Origin of the sequence: Pseudomonas sp. YY-1, assembly GCF_002843095.1 — a bacterium.
Classification (GTDB): Bacteria; Pseudomonadota; Gammaproteobacteria; order Pseudomonadales; family Pseudomonadaceae; genus Aquipseudomonas; species Aquipseudomonas sediminis_A.
Genome location: NZ_PJLX01000019.1, coordinates 63,405 through 80,718, shown reverse-complemented (window position 1 = coordinate 80,718; position 17,314 = coordinate 63,405). Strand labels below are relative to the sequence as shown.

Annotated in this window: 14 protein-coding genes; 12 read left to right on the top strand and 2 right to left on the bottom strand. The window is 62.5% G+C overall.

Translation table 11 applies throughout. From position 1 onward, the window contains the following. Positions 1 to 51 precede the first annotated feature (51 nt). The 12 genes from CXP40_RS21675 (at position 52) to CXP40_RS21620 (ending at position 15,523) form a co-directional block, all read left to right on the top strand. Positions 52 to 1,485, top strand: coding sequence for a sigma-54 dependent transcriptional regulator (locus CXP40_RS21675; protein WP_106735404.1), 1,434 nt, complete (start codon positions 52 to 54; stop codon positions 1,483 to 1,485). Positions 1,486 to 2,254: 769 nt separating this feature from the next. Further along, positions 2,255 to 3,649 (top strand): polynucleotide adenylyltransferase PcnB, encoded by a 1,395-nt coding sequence (locus CXP40_RS21670; RefSeq protein WP_106735403.1) that lies wholly within the window; start codon positions 2,255 to 2,257, stop codon positions 3,647 to 3,649. Next, positions 3,646 to 4,134: a 2-amino-4-hydroxy-6-hydroxymethyldihydropteridine diphosphokinase gene (gene folK, locus CXP40_RS21665; protein WP_106735402.1), complete on the top strand. Its 489-nt coding sequence runs from the start codon at positions 3,646 to 3,648 to the stop codon at positions 4,132 to 4,134. The genes CXP40_RS21670 and folK overlap by 4 nt, the downstream gene beginning before the upstream one ends. A gap of 264 nt (positions 4,135 to 4,398) precedes the next feature. Continuing rightward, complete coding sequence (gene panB, locus CXP40_RS21660) at positions 4,399 to 5,199, top strand: 3-methyl-2-oxobutanoate hydroxymethyltransferase (protein WP_106735401.1); 801 nt, start codon at positions 4,399 to 4,401, stop codon at positions 5,197 to 5,199. Beyond that, positions 5,196 to 6,053, top strand: a complete 858-nt coding sequence (panC, locus tag CXP40_RS21655) for a pantoate--beta-alanine ligase (RefSeq protein ID WP_106735400.1) — start codon at positions 5,196 to 5,198, stop codon at positions 6,051 to 6,053. Before panB ends, panC begins: the two co-directional genes overlap by 4 nt. Positions 6,054 to 6,133: 80 nt before the next feature. Beyond that, the gene (pgi, locus tag CXP40_RS21650) at positions 6,134 to 7,798 is read left to right on the top strand and encodes a glucose-6-phosphate isomerase (protein ID WP_106735399.1); all 1,665 of its coding nucleotides are present in this window, start codon (positions 6,134 to 6,136) and stop codon (positions 7,796 to 7,798) included. A gap of 149 nt (positions 7,799 to 7,947) precedes the next feature. Then, complete coding sequence (gene acs, locus CXP40_RS21645; RefSeq protein WP_106735398.1) at positions 7,948 to 9,885, top strand: acetate--CoA ligase; 1,938 nt, start codon at positions 7,948 to 7,950, stop codon at positions 9,883 to 9,885. Between the two features lie 69 nt (positions 9,886 to 9,954). Next, a complete protein-coding gene (locus CXP40_RS21640; protein ID WP_106735397.1) occupies positions 9,955 to 10,827 on the top strand; it encodes an oxygenase MpaB family protein in 873 nt (290 codons plus the stop codon). A 73-nt stretch (positions 10,828 to 10,900) separates the two neighbouring features. Then, complete coding sequence (locus tag CXP40_RS21635; protein ID WP_106735396.1) at positions 10,901 to 11,917, top strand: class I SAM-dependent rRNA methyltransferase; 1,017 nt, start codon at positions 10,901 to 10,903, stop codon at positions 11,915 to 11,917. Between the two features lie 102 nt (positions 11,918 to 12,019). Then, entirely contained in the window at positions 12,020 to 14,902 is a 2,883-nt protein-coding gene (locus CXP40_RS21630; protein ID WP_106735395.1) for a DUF748 domain-containing protein, read from the top strand. Next, the gene (locus CXP40_RS21625) at positions 14,899 to 15,207 is read left to right on the top strand and encodes a DUF2845 domain-containing protein (protein WP_106735394.1); all 309 of its coding nucleotides are present in this window, start codon (positions 14,899 to 14,901) and stop codon (positions 15,205 to 15,207) included. Before CXP40_RS21630 ends, CXP40_RS21625 begins: the two co-directional genes overlap by 4 nt. A gap of 13 nt (positions 15,208 to 15,220) precedes the next feature. After that, the gene (locus CXP40_RS21620; protein WP_106735393.1) at positions 15,221 to 15,523 is read left to right on the top strand and encodes a DUF2845 domain-containing protein; all 303 of its coding nucleotides are present in this window, start codon (positions 15,221 to 15,223) and stop codon (positions 15,521 to 15,523) included. 216 nt (positions 15,524 to 15,739) lie between these two features. On the opposite strand, the gene CXP40_RS21615 is transcribed toward CXP40_RS21620, so the two are convergent. Then, a complete protein-coding gene (locus tag CXP40_RS21615; RefSeq protein WP_013716987.1) occupies positions 15,740 to 15,937 on the bottom strand; it encodes a CsbD family protein in 198 nt (65 codons plus the stop codon). Between the two features lie 57 nt (positions 15,938 to 15,994). Then, the gene (locus tag CXP40_RS21610; protein WP_106735392.1) at positions 15,995 to 16,348 is read right to left on the bottom strand and encodes a BON domain-containing protein; all 354 of its coding nucleotides are present in this window, start codon (positions 16,346 to 16,348) and stop codon (positions 15,995 to 15,997) included. Positions 16,349 to 17,314: the final 966 nt, after the last annotated feature.

Below are 17,314 nucleotides of genomic sequence, written 5' to 3'. Positions count from 1 at the left end.
AGCGAGAGAGGCTGCCCATGGCACCTCCGTGACCGTCGAGAGACCGAATTGATGCCACATATTCTTATCGTCGAAGACGAAACCATTATCCGCTCTGCCTTGCGCCGCCTGCTCGAACGCAATCAGTACCAGGTCAGCGAAGCTGGCTCGGTACAGGAAGCCCAGGAGCGCTACAGCATTCCCACCTTCGACCTGATCGTCAGCGACCTGCGTCTGCCTGGCGCGCCAGGTACCGAGTTGATCAAACTGGGCGAAGGTACTCCGGTGCTGATCATGACCAGCTACGCCAGCCTGCGCTCGGCGGTGGACTCGATGAAGATGGGCGCGGTCGATTACATTGCCAAACCCTTCGACCATGACGAGATGCTGCAGGCGGTCGCTCGCATCCTGCGCGACCGCCAGGAAGCCAAGAGCGCACCCGCGCCAGCCACCGGTAACAGCGCACGCAGTGGCAATGCCGAGAAGGTGGTGGATAACGCCAATGGCGAGATCGGCATCATCGGCTCCTGCGCCGCCATGCAGGAGCTCTACAGCAAGATTCGCAAGGTCGCCCCCACCGACTCCAATGTGCTGGTGCAGGGTGAGTCCGGCACTGGCAAGGAGCTGGTTGCACGCGCCCTGCACAACCTGTCCAAGCGCGCCAAGGCACCGCTGATTTCGGTGAACTGCGCCGCCATTCCGGAAACCCTGATCGAGTCCGAGCTGTTCGGCCACGAAAAAGGCGCCTTCACCGGCGCCAGCGCCGGGCGCGCTGGTCTGGTGGAAGCGGCCGACGGTGGCACGCTGTTTCTCGACGAGATTGGCGAACTGCCGCTGGAAGCCCAGGCGCGCCTGCTGCGCGTGCTGCAGGAAGGCGAGATTCGCCGGGTCGGCTCGGTGCAGTCACAGAAAGTGGACGTGCGCCTGATTGCCGCCACTCACCGCGACCTGAAGACCCTGGCCAAGACCGGCCAATTCCGTGAAGACCTCTATTACCGCCTGCACGTCATCGCCCTCAAGCTGCCAGCGCTGCGCGAGCGCGGTAGCGACGTGATCGAGATCGCCCAGGCCTTCCTGGTGCGTCAGTACACCCGCATGGGCCGCGAGCCGTTGCGTTTCGCTCATGATGCCGAGCAAGCGATCCGCCACTACCCATGGCCGGGTAACGTGCGCGAACTGGAAAACGCCATCGAGCGCGCAGTGATTCTCTGCGAGGGTGCGGAAATTTCCGCCGACCTGCTGGGCATCGATATCGAGCTGGACGATCTGGATGACGAGGACTTCGGCCTGCCAGCAGTGGCCGGGCAGAGCAGTGGCAACAGTCACGAGCCGACCGAGGACCTGTCACTGGAGGATTACTTCCAGCACTTCGTCCTCGAGCACCAGGATCACATGACCGAGACCGAGCTGGCGCGCAAGCTGGGCATCAGTCGCAAATGCCTGTGGGAACGCCGCCAGCGCCTGGGCATTCCGCGACGCAAATCCGGTGTGACCAGCGGCCCTTGACGGCACGGCGACGGTGACAACCTGCCCGCACACGGGTTCCACAGGTTGTTACCGTTTCAATATCTCGTAACAAAGGCCGGGTCTATCGGTAACGAAAACCCGGCCTTTTTATCCCCCACCGAACACCCACGAATGCCGCAAGCCCTTGATTTACAAGGAATCACAAAAACTGGCACGGCATCTGCTTTATCTCTGGCACAACAACAATAACAAGCAATGCCCTACACAATAAGAACAAGACGTAACGACTCCAGAACAACAAAAACAACAAGGTACGGAGGCGCAGCTAACTGATTCTTTTGGAGAGGAGTTGCCGCGAGGGGTTCGCCCCAGCGACCAGGCTGAGAACAATAAAACTGCTTCAAGGCAGCGCCAGAACTGGTTGATTAAGGCAGCATCAGCGTCCAAAGAAATCCGTTTGCTATTGGCTCCCCTCTCTGGGGAGCACCCGGTAAGCCACGGCAAGCCGGGAAGGGCCAAACAACAAAAACAACAGGCCCTCAATAACAATAAAAACAGAGCACGCACCAACTTGGGGGGGAGCTTCGGCTCCCCCAGTAGCTTCCGGTCCTCAGATCCCCGCCTGCCGCCCTTCTACACACCTTCTCCCTACACGATGCTAGAATCCGCAGCAATCATGCGGTCATCGTTTCGCATGCAGTTGAAAAACCTTGCCAAAGCAAACTGCTTTTAACGCCGTGATGCCCACGCAATTCGATTTTCAAGCGCATGCGCAGCAGGCCGACCACTACTCCAAACAGTGCATCCCATGCTGAAAAAGCTGTTCAAATCTTTCCACTCACCTCTGCGCCGTGCCCCACGCCCACGCAGCACTCCCGAAGTGCTGAGCAGCAGCCAACATCCGCTCAAGCGCAACGAGATCAGCCGTCACGCCATCAGCGTGGTCGAGCGCCTGCAGAAGGCCGGCTACCAGGCCTATCTGGTCGGTGGTTGCGTTCGCGACCTGCTGCTGGATATCGACCCCAAGGATTTCGACGTCGCAACCAGCGCCACGCCCGAGCAGGTGCGTGCCGAATTCCGTAACGCCCGGGTGATCGGCCGCCGCTTCAAGCTGGTTCACGTGCATTTCGGCCGCGAGATCATCGAAGTCGCTACCTTCCGCGCCAACCACCCACAAGGCGAGGAAGAGGAAAACAGCAACCAGGCGGCACGCAACGAAAGCGGCCGCATCCTGCGCGACAACGTCTACGGCACTCTGGAAGACGATGCACAGCGCCGCGACTTCACCATCAACGCGCTGTACTACGATCCAACCCAGGAGCACATCCTCGACTACGCCCGCGGCATGCACGATGTGCGCAACCATCAGGTACGCCTGATCGGCGACCCTGAGCAGCGTTACCTGGAAGACCCGGTGCGCATGCTGCGTGCGGTGCGTTTCGCCGCCAAGCTGGATTTCGATATCGAGAAGCACAGCGCCGCGCCGATTCGCCGTCTGGCGCCGATGCTGCGCGACATTCCCTCGGCACGCCTGTTCGACGAAGTGCTCAAGCTGTTCCTCGCCGGTTACGCCGAATACACCTTTGACCTGCTGCTCGAGCACGACCTGTTCGCTCAACTTTTCCCGGCCAGCGGCGCAGCGCTCAAGCAGAACCCGCAGTACACCGAGAAGCTGATTCGCCAGGCGCTGATCAACACCGACGACCGCATCCACGATGGCAAGTCAGTTACGCCGGCCTTCCTCTTCGCCGCACTGTTGTGGCCTGCCCTGCCGGCCCGCGTACTGCAGTTGCAGAGCAAAGGCATGCCGCCGATTCCGGCCATGCAGGAAGCCGCCCACGAACTGATCGCCGAGCAATGCCAGCGCATTGCTGTGCCCAAGCGCTTCACCATCCCGATTCGCGAAATCTGGGACATGCAGGAGCGCCTGCCGCGACGCAGCGGCAAGCGTGCCGATCTGCTGCTGGAGAACCCGCGTTTCCGCGCCGGCTATGACTTCCTCCTGCTGCGCGAACTGGCCGGGGAAGACACCGGAGGCCTGGGCGAATGGTGGACGGACTATCAAGACGCCAACGACAGTGAGCGCCGGCAGATGATTCGCGACCTCGCTGGCAAAGGCGAAAGCACCGGCGCCGCGCCACGCAAACGTCGCCGCAGCAACAACAATCGGCGTAAGCGCAGCGACGAAAGCGGCGGCGAATGATGGAGCGGGTTTACATCGGCCTTGGCAGCAACCTGGCCGAGCCGCTGCAACAGCTACGCGCGGCCTTGCATGCTATCGCCCAGTTGCCGCACAGCCGCTTGCAGGCGCACTCGTCGTTCTACATCAGCGACCCCCTGGGCCCGGCGGATCAACCGCGTTACGTCAACGCCGTGGCAGCGCTGGATACCGCGCTGGAACCCTGGCAATTGCTCGACGCGCTGCAACGCATCGAGCAGGAGCAGGGTCGCGTGCGCAAGGCCGAACGCTGGGGACCGCGCACACTGGACCTGGATATCCTGCTGTTCGGTGAGCGCCTGATCGACGACGAGCGCCTGACCGTGCCGCACTACCACATGCACGCGCGGCCCTTCGTGCTCTACCCGCTGGCCGAGCTGGCCGCAGAGCTGCAGTTGCCAGACGGCCGCAGCCTCAATGCATTGCTCGAAGCCTGCCCCTTCACCGGCCTGGAGCGCCTGCCGGAGTGACGCCCGAGCAAGCGCCAGCCACCTTCACCTTGTTCTGCGCCTGCTACCCGCCGCAAGCCCGCGCCAGCTCTAGCTCGGCCGTTCGCCACGGGCATTGGCGGTAACGCCAGTAACAGAGCGGTAACACCTGCAATTGACTTCACGCCCCCCCATCAGGACTATAGGCGTCCCGTCGCCCAGCGCCGGGCGCACCTTTGATGCCAATCCAGGCCGGATTGCAGCCAGATAGAAGCGGTATACCGAGCCTGAGCGAGGACCTTTGAAATGCCTGACGTTACCCTGACCACCCTGCAGAGCCTCAAGCAGAACGGTGAAAAGATCGCCATGCTGACCTGCTATGACGCCACCTACGCCCATGCGGCCTGCCAGGCGGGTGTCGACGTATTGCTGGTCGGCGACTCCCTGGGCATGGTCCTGCAGGGCCACGACAGCACCCTGCCGGTCAGCGTCGAGGAAATGGCCTACCACACCGCCTGCGTCAAACGCGGCAACCAGGGCGCACTGATCGTCACCGATCTGCCATTCATGGCCTATGCCACCACCGAGCAGGCTCTGCACAACAGCGCCAAGCTGATGCAGGCCGGCGCGCACATGGTCAAACTGGAAGGTGCTGGCTGGCTGGCCGAGCCAATCCGTCTGCTGGCCGAGCGCGGCGTACCGGTGTGCGCGCATCTGGGCCTGACCCCACAAGCGGTGAACATTCTCGGCGGCTACAAGGTTCAGGGCCGCCAGGAAGCGCAGGCGCGGCAGATGCGTGCCGACGCCATGGCACTGGAGCAGGCCGGTGCGGCCATGCTGCTGCTCGAATGCGTACCGAGCGAGCTGGCCGCGGAAATCACCCAGGCGGTGAAGATTCCGGTGATCGGCATCGGCGCAGGCAGCGCCACCGATGGCCAGGTGCTGGTCAAGCACGACATGCTCGGGCTGTCGCTGTCCGGTCGTTCGCCGAAGTTCGTGCGTAACTTCATGGAGGGCCAGAGCAGCATTCAGGGCGCCTTCAGCGCTTACGTACAGGCCGTCAAAGACGGCAGCTTTCCGGCTGCCGAACATGGGTTTTCCGCATGACCACGGTGAAGACCCTGCGCGAGCTGCGCGCAGCCATCGCTCAGGCACGGGCCGAGGGCAAGCAAATCGGTTTCGTGCCGACCATGGGCAATCTGCACGCGGGCCACGTTTCGCTGGTACAGATCGCCGCCCAACGCGCCGATTTCGTGGTTGCCAGCATCTTCGTCAACCCACTGCAGTTTGGCGCCGGTGAAGATCTGGACACCTATCCGCGCACCCTCGCCGCCGACCAGGAGAAACTGCTGGCGGCCGGCTGCCACCTGCTGTTTCACCCCGATGTCGCGGAAATCTACCCGCACGGCATGGGTGACCAGGCCCGCGTCATCGTTCCCGGTGTTTCCGAAGGCCTCTGCGGCGCCAGTCGTCCGGGGCATTTCGAGGGCGTCGCGACGGTGGTGACCAAGCTGTTCAACATGGTCCAGCCTGATCTGGCCGTGTTCGGCGAGAAGGACTATCAGCAACTGGCAGTGATCCGCGCACTGGTGCAGGACCTGAACATGCCGATCCAGATTATCGGTGCGCCAACTCAACGCGCCGAGGACGGCCTTGCGCTGTCCTCGCGCAACGGCTACCTCAGCGAGGAGCAACGCGCCGCCGCCCCCGCGCTGTATCGAGGCCTGCAAGCGATCGCCGAAGAGCTGCAGCGTGGCGCTCGCGATTACGCACGGCTTATCGACAGTGCCCAGGCGCAGCAACGTGGTGCTGGCTTCATCCCCGATTACCTGGAGATCCGTAACGCGGTGAACCTGCGCCCGGCCCAGCTCGACGATCATCACCTGGTGGTGCTGACTGCTGCACAGCTGGGTAGCACCCGCCTGATCGATAATCTGGTGGTTGAACTGCCACGCCAGTAGCTGCCCGCAAAGGCAGCCGGTTACACTCTCAAAGGCCCGGATCGATCCGGGCCTTTTGCTTTTGTGGACCAGGAGCTCCGATGGCCTATTACCAGCAGCCTCAAGACGTCACCACCCTGCCCGCCTGGCAGGCCCTGCAGCAGCATCGCGCCGAGATGGCCGGTTTCAGCATGCGCGAAGCCTTCGCTGCAGACGCACGGCGCTACCAGCGCTTTTCCCTCGACAGCTGCGGGCTGCTGCTGGATTACTCGAAGAACCTGATCGATGAGCACGGCCTCGATCTGCTGATTCAACTGGCCGAGCAGGCCGGTCTGCAGGAGTCCATCGCCAGCCTGTACCACGGCGAACAGGTCAACGCTTCGGAAGGCCGCGCCGCGCTGCATACCGCCCTGCGCAGCCCGATTGGCCGCCGCCTGCTGGTCGACGGCCATGACATCATTCCCGAGGTCCATCGCGTCCTGAACCAGGTCACCGAGCTGGTCAGTCGCATTCACAGCGGCCTGTGGCGCGGCTACAGCGAAAAACCGATCAAGGAAGTGGTCAACATCGGCATTGGCGGCTCCTTCCTCGGCCCGCAACTGGTTTCCGAAGCACTACGTCCGTTCACCCAACGCGGTGTGCGCTGCCACTACCTGGCCAATATCGACGGCAGCGAATTCCGCGAACTGACCGCCCGCCTCAACCCGGAAACTACCCTGTTCATCGTTTCCAGCAAGTCCTTCGGCACCCTGGAAACCCTGAAGAACACCCTGGCCGCGCGCGACTGGTACCTGGCCATGGGCGGCCCGGAAGAAGAGCTGCACCGCCATTTCATCGCCGTAACCAGCAACCGCAAGGCTGCCATCGAGTTCGGTATCGGCGAAGAGAACATCTTCCCCATGTGGGACTGGGTCGGCGGCCGCTACTCGCTGTGGTCGGCCATTGGCCTGCCCATCGCCCTGGCCATCGGCGTGTCCAACTTCAAGGAACTGCTGGCCGGTGCCTACGCCATGGACCAGCACTTCACCCAGGCACCCCTGGCCGAGAACATGCCGGTGCTGATGGCCCTGCTGGGCATCTGGTACACCAATTTCTGGGACGCGCAGAGCCACGCCATCCTGCCCTACGACCATTACCTGCGTAACTTCACCAAGCACCTGCAGCAGTTGGACATGGAGTCCAACGGCAAGAGCGTGCGCCAGGATGGCAGCGCGCTGGACATCGCCACGGGGCCGATCATCTGGGGCGGTGTCGGCTGCAACGGCCAGCATGCTTACCACCAGTTGTTGCACCAGGGCCGCCTGCTGGTACCGGCGGACTTCATCGTTCCGGTCAACAGCTACAACCCATTGTCCGACCATCACCAGTGGTTGTTCGCCAACTGCCTGTCGCAGGCCCAGGCGCTGATGCAGGGCAAGACGCGTGAGGAGGCCGAGGCCGAACTGCGCGCCAAGGGCATGGCCGAGGCCGACGTACAGCGCCTGGCGCCGCACAAGGTGATCCCCGGCAATCGCCCGAGCAACATCCTGGTGATGAACCGCATCGCACCGTTCGAGCTGGGCGCGCTGGTTGCCCTTTACGAGCACAAGGTCTTCGTGCAGAGCGCCATCTGGGGCATCAATGCCTTTGACCAGTGGGGCGTGGAGCTGGGCAAGGAGATGGGCAAGGAGGTTTATCAGCGCCTGACCGGCCAGCTCGATGGCAGTGCATCGGATGCATCGACCCAGGGCCTGATCGCTCATTTCCGCGAACATCATCGCGGCTGATGCACGCGTCTGACGCTGCCCGGGGCCAAGCGCCGGGCAGTGTTCACGGCGCGCAGCCGCTCTTGCGTCGAATATCGCCCCTTGAACCAAGCGCCTGCTTGGGTGCACCCTTGTGATTGTTGCGGACAAACAATTACAAGGAGCCCGCCATGTTCGAGATCACCCGCCACCCCGTGGCCGACGCGGTACGTCAGCGCGCACACCTGGATAACGATGCTTATCTGCGCCTGTATCAACAGTCCGTCGAGCAACCCGAGACCTTCTGGGGCGAGCAGGCCAAGACCTTTCTGGACTGGTTCAAACCCTGGGACAAGGTGCATACCAGCGACCTGAAACAAGGCCACGCCGAATGGTTCAAGGGCGGCCAACTCAACGTTGCCTACAACTGCATTGATCGCCACCTGGAAAAGCGCGGCGAACAGATCGCCATCATCTGGGAAGGTGACAACCCGGCCGAGTCGGCACACATCACCTACAACAAGCTGCACCACAACGTCAGCCGACTGGCCAACGTGCTCAAGGGCCGTGGCGTAAAGAAAGGCGACCGGGTGTGCATCTACATGCCGATGATTCCCGAAGCAGCCTACGCCATGCTCGCCTGCGCGCGTATCGGTGCGGTGCATTCGGTGGTGTTCGGCGGTTTCTCTCCGGATGCCCTGCGCGACCGCATCCTCGATGCCGACTGCCGTGCAGTGATCACCGCCGACGAAGGCGTGCGCGGCGGCAAGTACATCCCCTTGAAGGCCAACGTCGACAAGGCCCTGCAAAGCTGCCCGGACGTCTCCACCGTGGTGGTAGTCGAACGCACTCAGGGCGATATCGCCTGGGTGGAAGGTCGTGATCTCTGGTACCACCAGGCGCTGAAGGAAGTCGATGCCGACTGCCCGGCCGAGCCGATGGACGCCGAGGATCCGCTGTTCATCCTCTACACCTCGGGTTCCACCGGGAAACCCAAGGGCGTGCTGCACACCACTGGCGGCTACCTGCTCGGCGCAGCGATGACCCACAAGTACGTGTTCGACTACCACGAGGGCGACATCTACTGGTGCACCGCCGATGTCGGCTGGGTTACCGGGCACAGCTACATCGTCTACGGCCCACTGGCCAACGCTGCCACCACTCTGATGTTCGAAGGCGTGCCCAACTACCCGGACGCTTCGCGCTTCTGGCAGGTGATCGACAAGCACCAGGTCAACACCTTCTACACCGCACCGACCGCCCTGCGTGCACTGATGCGCGAGGGTCAAGCCCCGGTCAAGAGCACGTCGCGTAGCAGCCTGCGCCTGCTCGGCACGGTGGGCGAGCCGATCAACCCGGAAGCCTGGGAGTGGTACTTTCATGTGGTGGGCGATAGCCGCTGCCCCATCGTCGACACTTGGTGGCAGACCGAAACAGGCTCCATCCTGATCACTCCGCTGCCTGGCGCCACCGACCTCAAGCCCGGCTCGGCCACCCGTCCGTTCTTCGGCGTACAACCGGTGCTGCTCGACGAACAGGGCAAGGAGATCGATGGCCCCGGCAGCGGCGTACTGGCCATCAAGGCGAGTTGGCCGAGCCAGATCCGCAGCGTCTACGGCGATCATCAACGCATGATCGATACCTACTTCAAGCCTTACCCCGGCTACTACTTCACCGGTGACGGCGCACGCCGCGACGAGGACGGCTACTACTGGATCACCGGCCGCGTGGATGACGTGATCAACGTATCCGGCCACCGCATCGGTACCGCCGAAGTGGAGAGCGCACTGGTGCTGCACGATGCCGTGGCCGAAGCGGCAGTGGTCGGCTACCCGCACGACGTGAAGGGCCAGGGCATCTATGCCTACGTCACCCTGATGAATGGCCAGGAGCCTTCCGACGAGCTGAAGAAGGATCTGCTGACCCTGGTCGGCAAGGAGATCGGCAGTTTCGCCAAGCCGGAACTGGTCCAGTGGGCACCGGGCCTGCCCAAGACCCGCTCAGGCAAGATCATGCGCCGCATCCTGCGCAAGATCGCCTGCAACGAGCTGGAAAACATGGGCGACACCTCGACCCTGGCCGACCCCAGCGTGGTCGACAGCCTGATCGATCAGCGTCTCAACCGCTGACCCTCCGCCCGGCCCGAAAGGGCCGGGCTCATCTTGTCTTGCGCCAGCCAAGCGCCGAAACTGCGCGCCATGGAAACCCTACGCAGACAAATCGAAAAACAGGTGCACAGCCTCACCGGCGCCTCGCTGGGCGTGCTCGACCTCGATCAGCCGCACGGTGATGCCGGGCTGTTCGGCCCCGAGTCGATGGTCTGGAAAGTCCACGCTGACTTCACTGCGATGATGGTCGGCGGCATCTCCGCCCTGCTCCTGCAGATGCTCCACCCGCTGGCCTTGGCCGGGGTGTGGGATCACTCTACCTTTCGCCAGGACATGCTCGGCCGCCTGCGCCGCACCAGCCTGTTCATCGCCGGCACCACCTATGGTGGCCTGCACGATGCCGAGCAATTGATCGACAAGGTGCGCCGCATCCACCTTCAGGTGGTCGGCAGCGCGCCGGACGGTCGCCCCTATGCCGCCAGCGACCCCGAGCTGCTAACCTGGGTGCATGTCTCCGAGGTCAGCCAGTTTCTCGCCGGCTACCTGCGCTACGTCGACCCGCAACTGCCGGTGGCCGAACAGCATCGTTACTACCGCGAAGTGGCATTGATCGCCGAACGCCTCGGCGCGCAGGACGTCCCTAAATCGCGCCAGGCCATCAGCGACTACCTCCAGCGCATGCGCCCGCAATTGCTGTGTGACGCGCGAACCCGCGAAGTGGTGCGGCTGCTGTATGCCGCACCGATGCCCAATATTCTCGCCAAACCCTTCGGCAATCTGATGATGCAGGCCGGTGTAGACCTGCTGCCGGAATGGGCCAGCGACCTGCTCGGCGAACACCAGGCGCCCTGGCGCCGTCCGCTGATTCGCAGCAGCGTGCAACGCACCGCCACGCTGCTGCGCTGGGCGATTCGTAACAGTGCAGCGCAGCGCGCCCAGCGTCGTTTAGCGCCGCGCCTGTAGGCCACCGACCCACGTCCATCCCCCGCGGCTTTTCTTGATAAACTTGCGCCTCCCTTTCTCCGAGACGCCGCGCATGCCTTCTCTTGACCAGGCGCTGCGCGCCGCCCTCGCTGCTCGCGAAAACCTCCTCGCAGACCTGCACGCCCAAGGCACCGACTGCTACCGACTGTTCCACGGTAGCCAGGAAGGCGCGCCTGGCCTGACCGTGGACCGCTACGGCCCGCAGTTGCTGGTACAGAGTTTTCATCAACCACTTGAGGCCAGCGAGCTACACAGCATCGTCGGCAACGTCGAAACTCATCTGGGTCAGCCGCTGCTCCTGGTCTACAACGACCGCTCCAAGGGCAATTCGCGGATCGATCGCGACCCAACCCTGTTCCAGGCCGACGAGGCAGCGCTGGAGGATATGGTCGGCCACGAATGGGGGCTGAATTACCGCGTACGCGGCCGGCATGCCGGACAGGACCCGCTGCTGTTTCTCGACCTGCGCAACGCCCGCGGCTGGGTCAAGGCCAACAGCGCCGACAAGTCCGTGCTCAACCTGTTCGCCTACACCTGCGGCGTCGGCCTGTGCGCCGCAGCGGGTAGCGCACGCGAGGTGACCAACCTCGACTTCGCCCAGGGCAACCTCGCCGTGGGCCGCGAAAACGGTGCGCTCAACCCCGAGTTGCCCGCCATGCAGTTCATCCAGTCCGATTACTTCCCGGCGATTCGTCAGTTGGCCGATCTACCGATCAGCAGCCGACGCGGGCAAAAACTGCCGAGTTACCCGCGCCTGCAACCGCGTCAGTTCGATCTTGTGTTCCTCGACCCGCCAGCCTGGGCCAAGAGTGCCTTCGGTACGGTCGATCTGCTGCGTGATTACCAGAGTCTGCTCAAGCCAGCTCTGCTGGCCACTGCCGAAGGCGGCACCCTGGTGTGCTGCAACAACCTGGCAAAAGTGGAGATGAGCGACTGGCGCGCCCAAGTGCTTCGCTGCGCCGAGAAACTCGGCCGCCCAGTGCAGGATTGCCAGGTCATCGCACCGGCACCGGACTTCCCTTCGCATGACGCCAAACCGCCGCTGAAAACCCTGATCCTGCAGCTTTGAAGCTCGGCCGGCACGCAATCTGACTGCAGCGATAACGACCGGAACCGAACCGCCGTGCCATACTCCAAGTCGTCTCCTCGTCTGGATAGATGACGCCAAGCCATGCCCAAAGGACTGAAGCGCGCGCTGAGCGCACTGTTGATCACCGTTTTCCTCTACAGCCTGATCGGCTTTCTGATTCTGCCGGGCATCGCCCTGCGTGTCGCCAATCAGCAGTTGGCGCAGTACAGCACGGTGCCCGCCTCGCTGCAGCGCGTGCAGCTCAACCCCTTCACGCTCGAGCTGAGCCTCTGGGGCCTGCGTATCGGCGAGAGTGGCCAGGAGCAAGTGAGCTTCCAGCGCCTCTACGCCAACTTGCAAAGTGACAGCCTGTGGAGCGGTGCCTTGCACCTGAGTGACGTCGAGCTTGACGGTGCGCGCACTGAAATACTCTTCGCCAAAGACGGTACGCTCAATCTCACCCAGTTGTTCAACCTGCCGGAAAGCCAGGCGGAACCCAAGACAGAGAGCAGCGAGCCCTTCCCGCTGCGCATCGACAGCATCCGTCTGCGTGAGAAGTCACTGCGCTTCCAGGACCTGCGCCCGAGCGAGGCCGTGGAATTCGCCTATGACGCGCTCGATCTGGAATTGCACAACCTCAGCACCCTGGCCGGTGACAACGCCGAAATGACCATGACCGCCAGTGGCCCGCACGGCTTGCAGATCGACTGGCGCGGCCAGGTCAGCCTGACGCCCATCACCTCCAGCGGCAGTCTGAGCATCAGCGATGGCCGCCTGAGCACCTTCTGGCCTTACGTGCGGGATGCCTTGCCGTTGGTGCTGAAAGAAGGCCAGGTCGACCTCAGCAGCGACTATCGCCTCGACCTCTCCAGCGGTACCGAGCTGCAACTGAGCAAGGTCAAGGTGCAGTTGGCCCCCTTCGCCATCGACGATCCGCAAGGCAAACCGCTGTTACGCCTGCAACGCCTGGATATCGACAACACCAGTTTTGACCTGGCCAAGCAGCAGGTGGTGATCGGCCAGGTGCTTAGCCAGGGCCTCGAAGCCTGGGCGGCGCGCGAAGCCGACGGCCAGCTGGATTGGCAGAAGCTGTTCGCCAAACCCGAAAGCGTCAGTAGCGAGACGGCCGAGCCAACGTCGCAAGCCGGCGATAGCAAGCCCTGGCAAGTGCTGCTGCAAGATGTGCAGCTACGCGACTACAAGGCTCACCTGGCCGACCGCGTACCGCAGCAGGAAGTGGCAGTGGAGGTCGGCCCACTGAACCTGGATCTGAAGAATTTCGACAGTCTCGGCGACAAACCTTTCGACCTCAGGCTCGATAGCGGTCTCGGCAAACAGGGCAAGCTGCAGGCGGCCGGCAACGTACAACTGAGCCCAACCAGCGCTCAACTCAAGGTCGCCACGCAGGACATCGATCTGCGTCTGGCGCAGGCCTATCTGAGCCCCTTCATTCGCCTGGAACTGCGCAGCGGCCTGCTCGGCAGTGATCTCGACGTGCAGCTCAAGAGCACCGAGCCGCTGGCGCTCAGCGTCACCGGCAGCGCCAGGGTCGATCAGCTGCACACCCTGGACACCCTGCGCGAACGCGATTTCGTACGCTGGAAGCAGGTACGGGTGGGCGGCATCGACTATCGCCATGGTCAAAGTCTGGCCATCGAGCGCGTCGAACTGGATCAGCCCTACGCACGCTTCGTGATCAACGAGAACCTGACCACTAACGTCAGCGAGCTGATCGTGCCGCAGCCGGCGTCGCCGAACGAGAGCAAGGCCGATGCGGGTGAGCCGCTGGCGATCCGCATCGGTGGTGTAACCATCAATGACGGCTCGGCCAACTTCGCCGACTTCAGCCTGACCCCCAGCTTCGCCACCGCCGTTCAGCAGATGAACGGGCGCATCGGCGTACTCGACAATCAGAAGCCGCAAGCCGCCAGCGTCGATATCCAGGGTAAGGTCGACCGCTACGCGCCGATGAGCATCAAGGGCAAGCTGACACCTTTCGACCCGCTGAACAGTCTGGATATCGCCACCAGCTTCAAGAATGTCGAGCTGACCACCATCACGCCCTACTCCGGCAAATTCGCCGGTTATCGCATCCGCAAGGGCCGCCTCAACCTCGACCTGCACTACCGCATCGAGAAAGGCCAGCTCAACGCCGAGAACAAGGTACTGGTGGAGAACCTGCAACTGGGCGAGCGAGTCGACAGCCCGGACGCCGTGGACCTGCCGATTCGCCTGGCAGTCGCCCTGCTCAAAGACACTCAGGGGCGCATCGCCATCGAGCTGCCGGTCAAGGGCGACCTCAACAATCCCGAGTTCAGTGTCATGCCCATCGTCTGGCAGACCCTGCGCAACCTGGTGCTGCGCACAGCCCAGGCGCCGTTCAAATTCATCGCCGGGCTGGTCGGCGGCGGTAACGTCGACCTCAGCACCGTGCCGTTCGCCGCCGGCTCTGCAGAGCTTGAGGGTGACGCGCGCCAGGCACTGGACACGCTGGCCAAAGCGCTGGGGGAACGCCCCAATCTGCGCCTGGAGGTGGAAGGCCAGGCCGCACAGAGTGCCGATGGCCCGTTATTGGCCGAACAGCGTCTGCAGCGCGAATTTCGCGAAACCTGGTACAAGGTACTGCAACGCCGTGGTGACCGGGTGCCAGCCAGTCCCGATGAGCTGACGGTCGCCGAAGACGAACAAGCCGCTCTGCTCGAAGGCATCTATCGCACCCGCCTCAAGCAACAGCCGCCGGCCGAATGGGCCGAACTGGACAAGGAGCAACGCCAGCAGAACATGCGCACGGCGGTGTTGGACTCCTGGGCTCAAAGCAAGCTGTTGTTGCGCCAACTGGCTCAGCAACGCGCTGCAACGATCAAGGATTATCTGGTTGAACAAGGCGGGTTGTACGATGAACGCGTCTACCTGATCGATGCCAACCTGGGTGAACCCGAAGCCGACGGCCGCGTGCTCACCACCCTGCACCTGGACAGCCAATGATCATGCGCAGCTTATCCATCATCACGCTTGCCACCCTGACTGCCGGCCTGCTCAGCGCTACTGCGCAGGCCGACACGCTACGCTGCGGCAGCGCCCTGGTCAGCCTTGGCGACCGTCCGTTCGAGGTGGAACGCAAATGTGGCGCGCCGGTGCACCGCGATCCGGTCGGCTACACCCTGGGCTCCTATGACCGCCGCGAGTACATGATCGAGGAGTGGGTATACGGCCCGAGCAACGGCATGCTCAGCATCCTGCGCTTCGAGGGTAACCGCCTGACGGCCATCGAACGTCGGCGCGAACGCTGAACAGGAGGCTCTCATGCGCAAATTCAGCTGTCTGCTCACCCTGCTCTGCCTGCCTCTGATGGCCGAGGCGTCTTCCACCTACCGCTGCGGTAGCGCTCTGGTCAGCAAGACAGCGCCCACCGCAGAGGTGCTGAACAAATGTGGAGAGCCGTCCAGTCGCGAGTTTGTCGGTTACAAGGAAGTGGTCGACAGCTACGGTTTTCGTAATGAGGTGAGTGTCGAGGAGTGGATATACGGCCCGAAAAGCGGCATGTACCACTTCCTGCGTTTCGAAGGCGGGCGCCTGACCGAGGTCCGCAGCAAGCGCGGCAGTTGATGCTGCGCTGCATGCAGCGCACTCGCAGTGACGATCGCATCGTGCGCCCTGCATAAAAATCAAGGCCCCGCCGGTCACACCGGCGGGGCCTTCGCGCCTCCATGCTTGTCGCTATCCGTGCTGATCAGGCGTCCTGCCTGTAGCCATCCGTGCTGAAGAGATATCCGTTTCTGAAGCTATCCGTACGTATGGGCATCCTTGCCCGGCAATCCGTGCTCAGAGCTTGTCGCTGAAATCGCGCAGCTCTTGCTGGGCCTTTTCCTTGGTCCAGCCGTAACGTTCTTGCAGCTTGCCGGCCAGGTATTCGCTGTGGCCCTCGGCGACGTCCAGGTCGTCATCGGTCAGGTTGCCCCAACGCTCCTTGATGCGACCGTTGAGCTGCTTCCATTTGCCTTTGATGATGTCGCTATTCATGGTCATTCTCCCAGTGACAGAAAGTGAGGCCGGGCTCTAGCCCGGCCGGCTCGGCTATCAGTCAGCGGCTTTCAGGGCATCGGCGGACACGTCACGCACACCCTCGATTTCCTTGGTCTTGGCGATAGCCAGATCACGCTCGGCATCGGTGGCAACAGTGCCGGACAGAGACACCACGCCCTGGTTGGTCTCGACCTTGATGTCCAGCGCGCTGAGGTTCGAGTCTGCAACGAAGGTGGACTTCACTTTGCTGGTGATCCAGGTGTCGGATACCGCCTGCTCGGCTTTATCCACAGTGTCATTGGCTGCCAGCATGGTCGGCTGTGCGGCGAAGGCCGCCGAGGCCAGAGACATGCTCAGTACGGCAGCGGTCAGGGTGGTAGCGGCAAAACGGTTGATTGGCTGTTTCATGATTCGACTCCTGTACATTCCAGACAATCTGCAAACCATCTCCTGGCTGCAGGTTCACCAGTACTGTTGCAGGGGCTGTGCCAGGTTTAAAAAATAAAATATTCCCTTTAAAAACAAATACTTAACAAAATACCAAACCATGCTTTTGATTGCATTTCGCCGAGTTGGATGAAAAGCCTCGGGCAATTTGCATGATCTTGAAGTACTGACGTACTCGATCAGGCCCATAAGGGCATCAAAGGCACGCATGAACAGTGACCGGCGCACAAATCGCGATGCGCGCCCAGGAAGTCTCCGGTGCAAGCGGCAGAACCTGCCGATCAAGCACAAAAAGGCTTTTCGCATAGCTTGGAGCAAGTGCGAGTTGACGCCGGACTGGCAAGTTTGTGTGCGTATCGCTTACTGGCTTAGCACTATTCATTACCGAGTCCATTGAGCGTTTTGGTTGCGCCCCTTACGGGCGCCACACCTTTCTTGCTTGCCCAAGAAAGGTGTGCCAAAGAAGGGCACCCCGACATCCGGGTTTCGCTGCGCGAAACTTGATTCGCTTTGCTCACCCTACGGGCCAGCCTGCGGCTGTTACTCCGCTTCGCTGCGTTTCCTCGCTCCGGTGCTGCTCCGGGGGCCGGCTTACAAGGGCCATCCCTGGCCCTTTAAGCGGGGCCGCCATCGGTATCTCGCCGCATCCATGCGGCTCGCTCCCCTACGCAACACCTCCACTCGGCCTCCTGAAGGGGACCAGGTCGCGAGCTTGCGTAATCTTTGCGGAATTGGAATTGGCGGCGTCTGGTCTTTGCCTTTGCTCTTCATCTGCGATGGTACAGACGACGTCCAAATCCCCTTCAGGAGGCCGAGTGGAATCGCCGTGGAAGGGGTTGAGCGACATGGATGTCGCGAGAGCCACGATGGGCCAGGGATGGCCCTTCGTGGCGTGCCCCTGGAGCGGTGATGGAACGAGGGAACCCC

Excerpts from the sequence above, each read along its gene's own strand:
- CXP40_RS21675 (WP_106735404.1), top strand. The coding sequence starts at position 52 with ATGCCACATATTCTTATCGTCGAAGACGAAACCATTATCCGCTCTGCC.
- CXP40_RS21670 (WP_106735403.1), top strand. The coding sequence starts at position 2,255 with ATGCTGAAAAAGCTGTTCAAATCTTTCCACTCACCTCTGCGCCGTGCC.
- folK (WP_106735402.1), top strand. The coding sequence starts at position 3,646 with ATGATGGAGCGGGTTTACATCGGCCTTGGCAGCAACCTGGCCGAGCCG.
- panB (WP_106735401.1), top strand. The coding sequence starts at position 4,399 with ATGCCTGACGTTACCCTGACCACCCTGCAGAGCCTCAAGCAGAACGGT.
- panC (WP_106735400.1), top strand. The coding sequence starts at position 5,196 with ATGACCACGGTGAAGACCCTGCGCGAGCTGCGCGCAGCCATCGCTCAG.
- pgi (WP_106735399.1), top strand. The coding sequence starts at position 6,134 with ATGGCCTATTACCAGCAGCCTCAAGACGTCACCACCCTGCCCGCCTGG.
- acs (WP_106735398.1), top strand. The coding sequence starts at position 7,948 with ATGTTCGAGATCACCCGCCACCCCGTGGCCGACGCGGTACGTCAGCGC.
- CXP40_RS21640 (WP_106735397.1), top strand. The coding sequence starts at position 9,955 with ATGGAAACCCTACGCAGACAAATCGAAAAACAGGTGCACAGCCTCACC.
- CXP40_RS21635 (WP_106735396.1), top strand. The coding sequence starts at position 10,901 with ATGCCTTCTCTTGACCAGGCGCTGCGCGCCGCCCTCGCTGCTCGCGAA.
- CXP40_RS21630 (WP_106735395.1), top strand. The coding sequence starts at position 12,020 with ATGCCCAAAGGACTGAAGCGCGCGCTGAGCGCACTGTTGATCACCGTT.
- CXP40_RS21625 (WP_106735394.1), top strand. The coding sequence starts at position 14,899 with ATGATCATGCGCAGCTTATCCATCATCACGCTTGCCACCCTGACTGCC.
- CXP40_RS21620 (WP_106735393.1), top strand. The coding sequence starts at position 15,221 with ATGCGCAAATTCAGCTGTCTGCTCACCCTGCTCTGCCTGCCTCTGATG.
- CXP40_RS21615 (WP_013716987.1), bottom strand. The coding sequence starts at position 15,937 with ATGAATAGCGACATCATCAAAGGCAAATGGAAGCAGCTCAACGGTCGC.
- CXP40_RS21610 (WP_106735392.1), bottom strand. The coding sequence starts at position 16,348 with ATGAAACAGCCAATCAACCGTTTTGCCGCTACCACCCTGACCGCTGCC.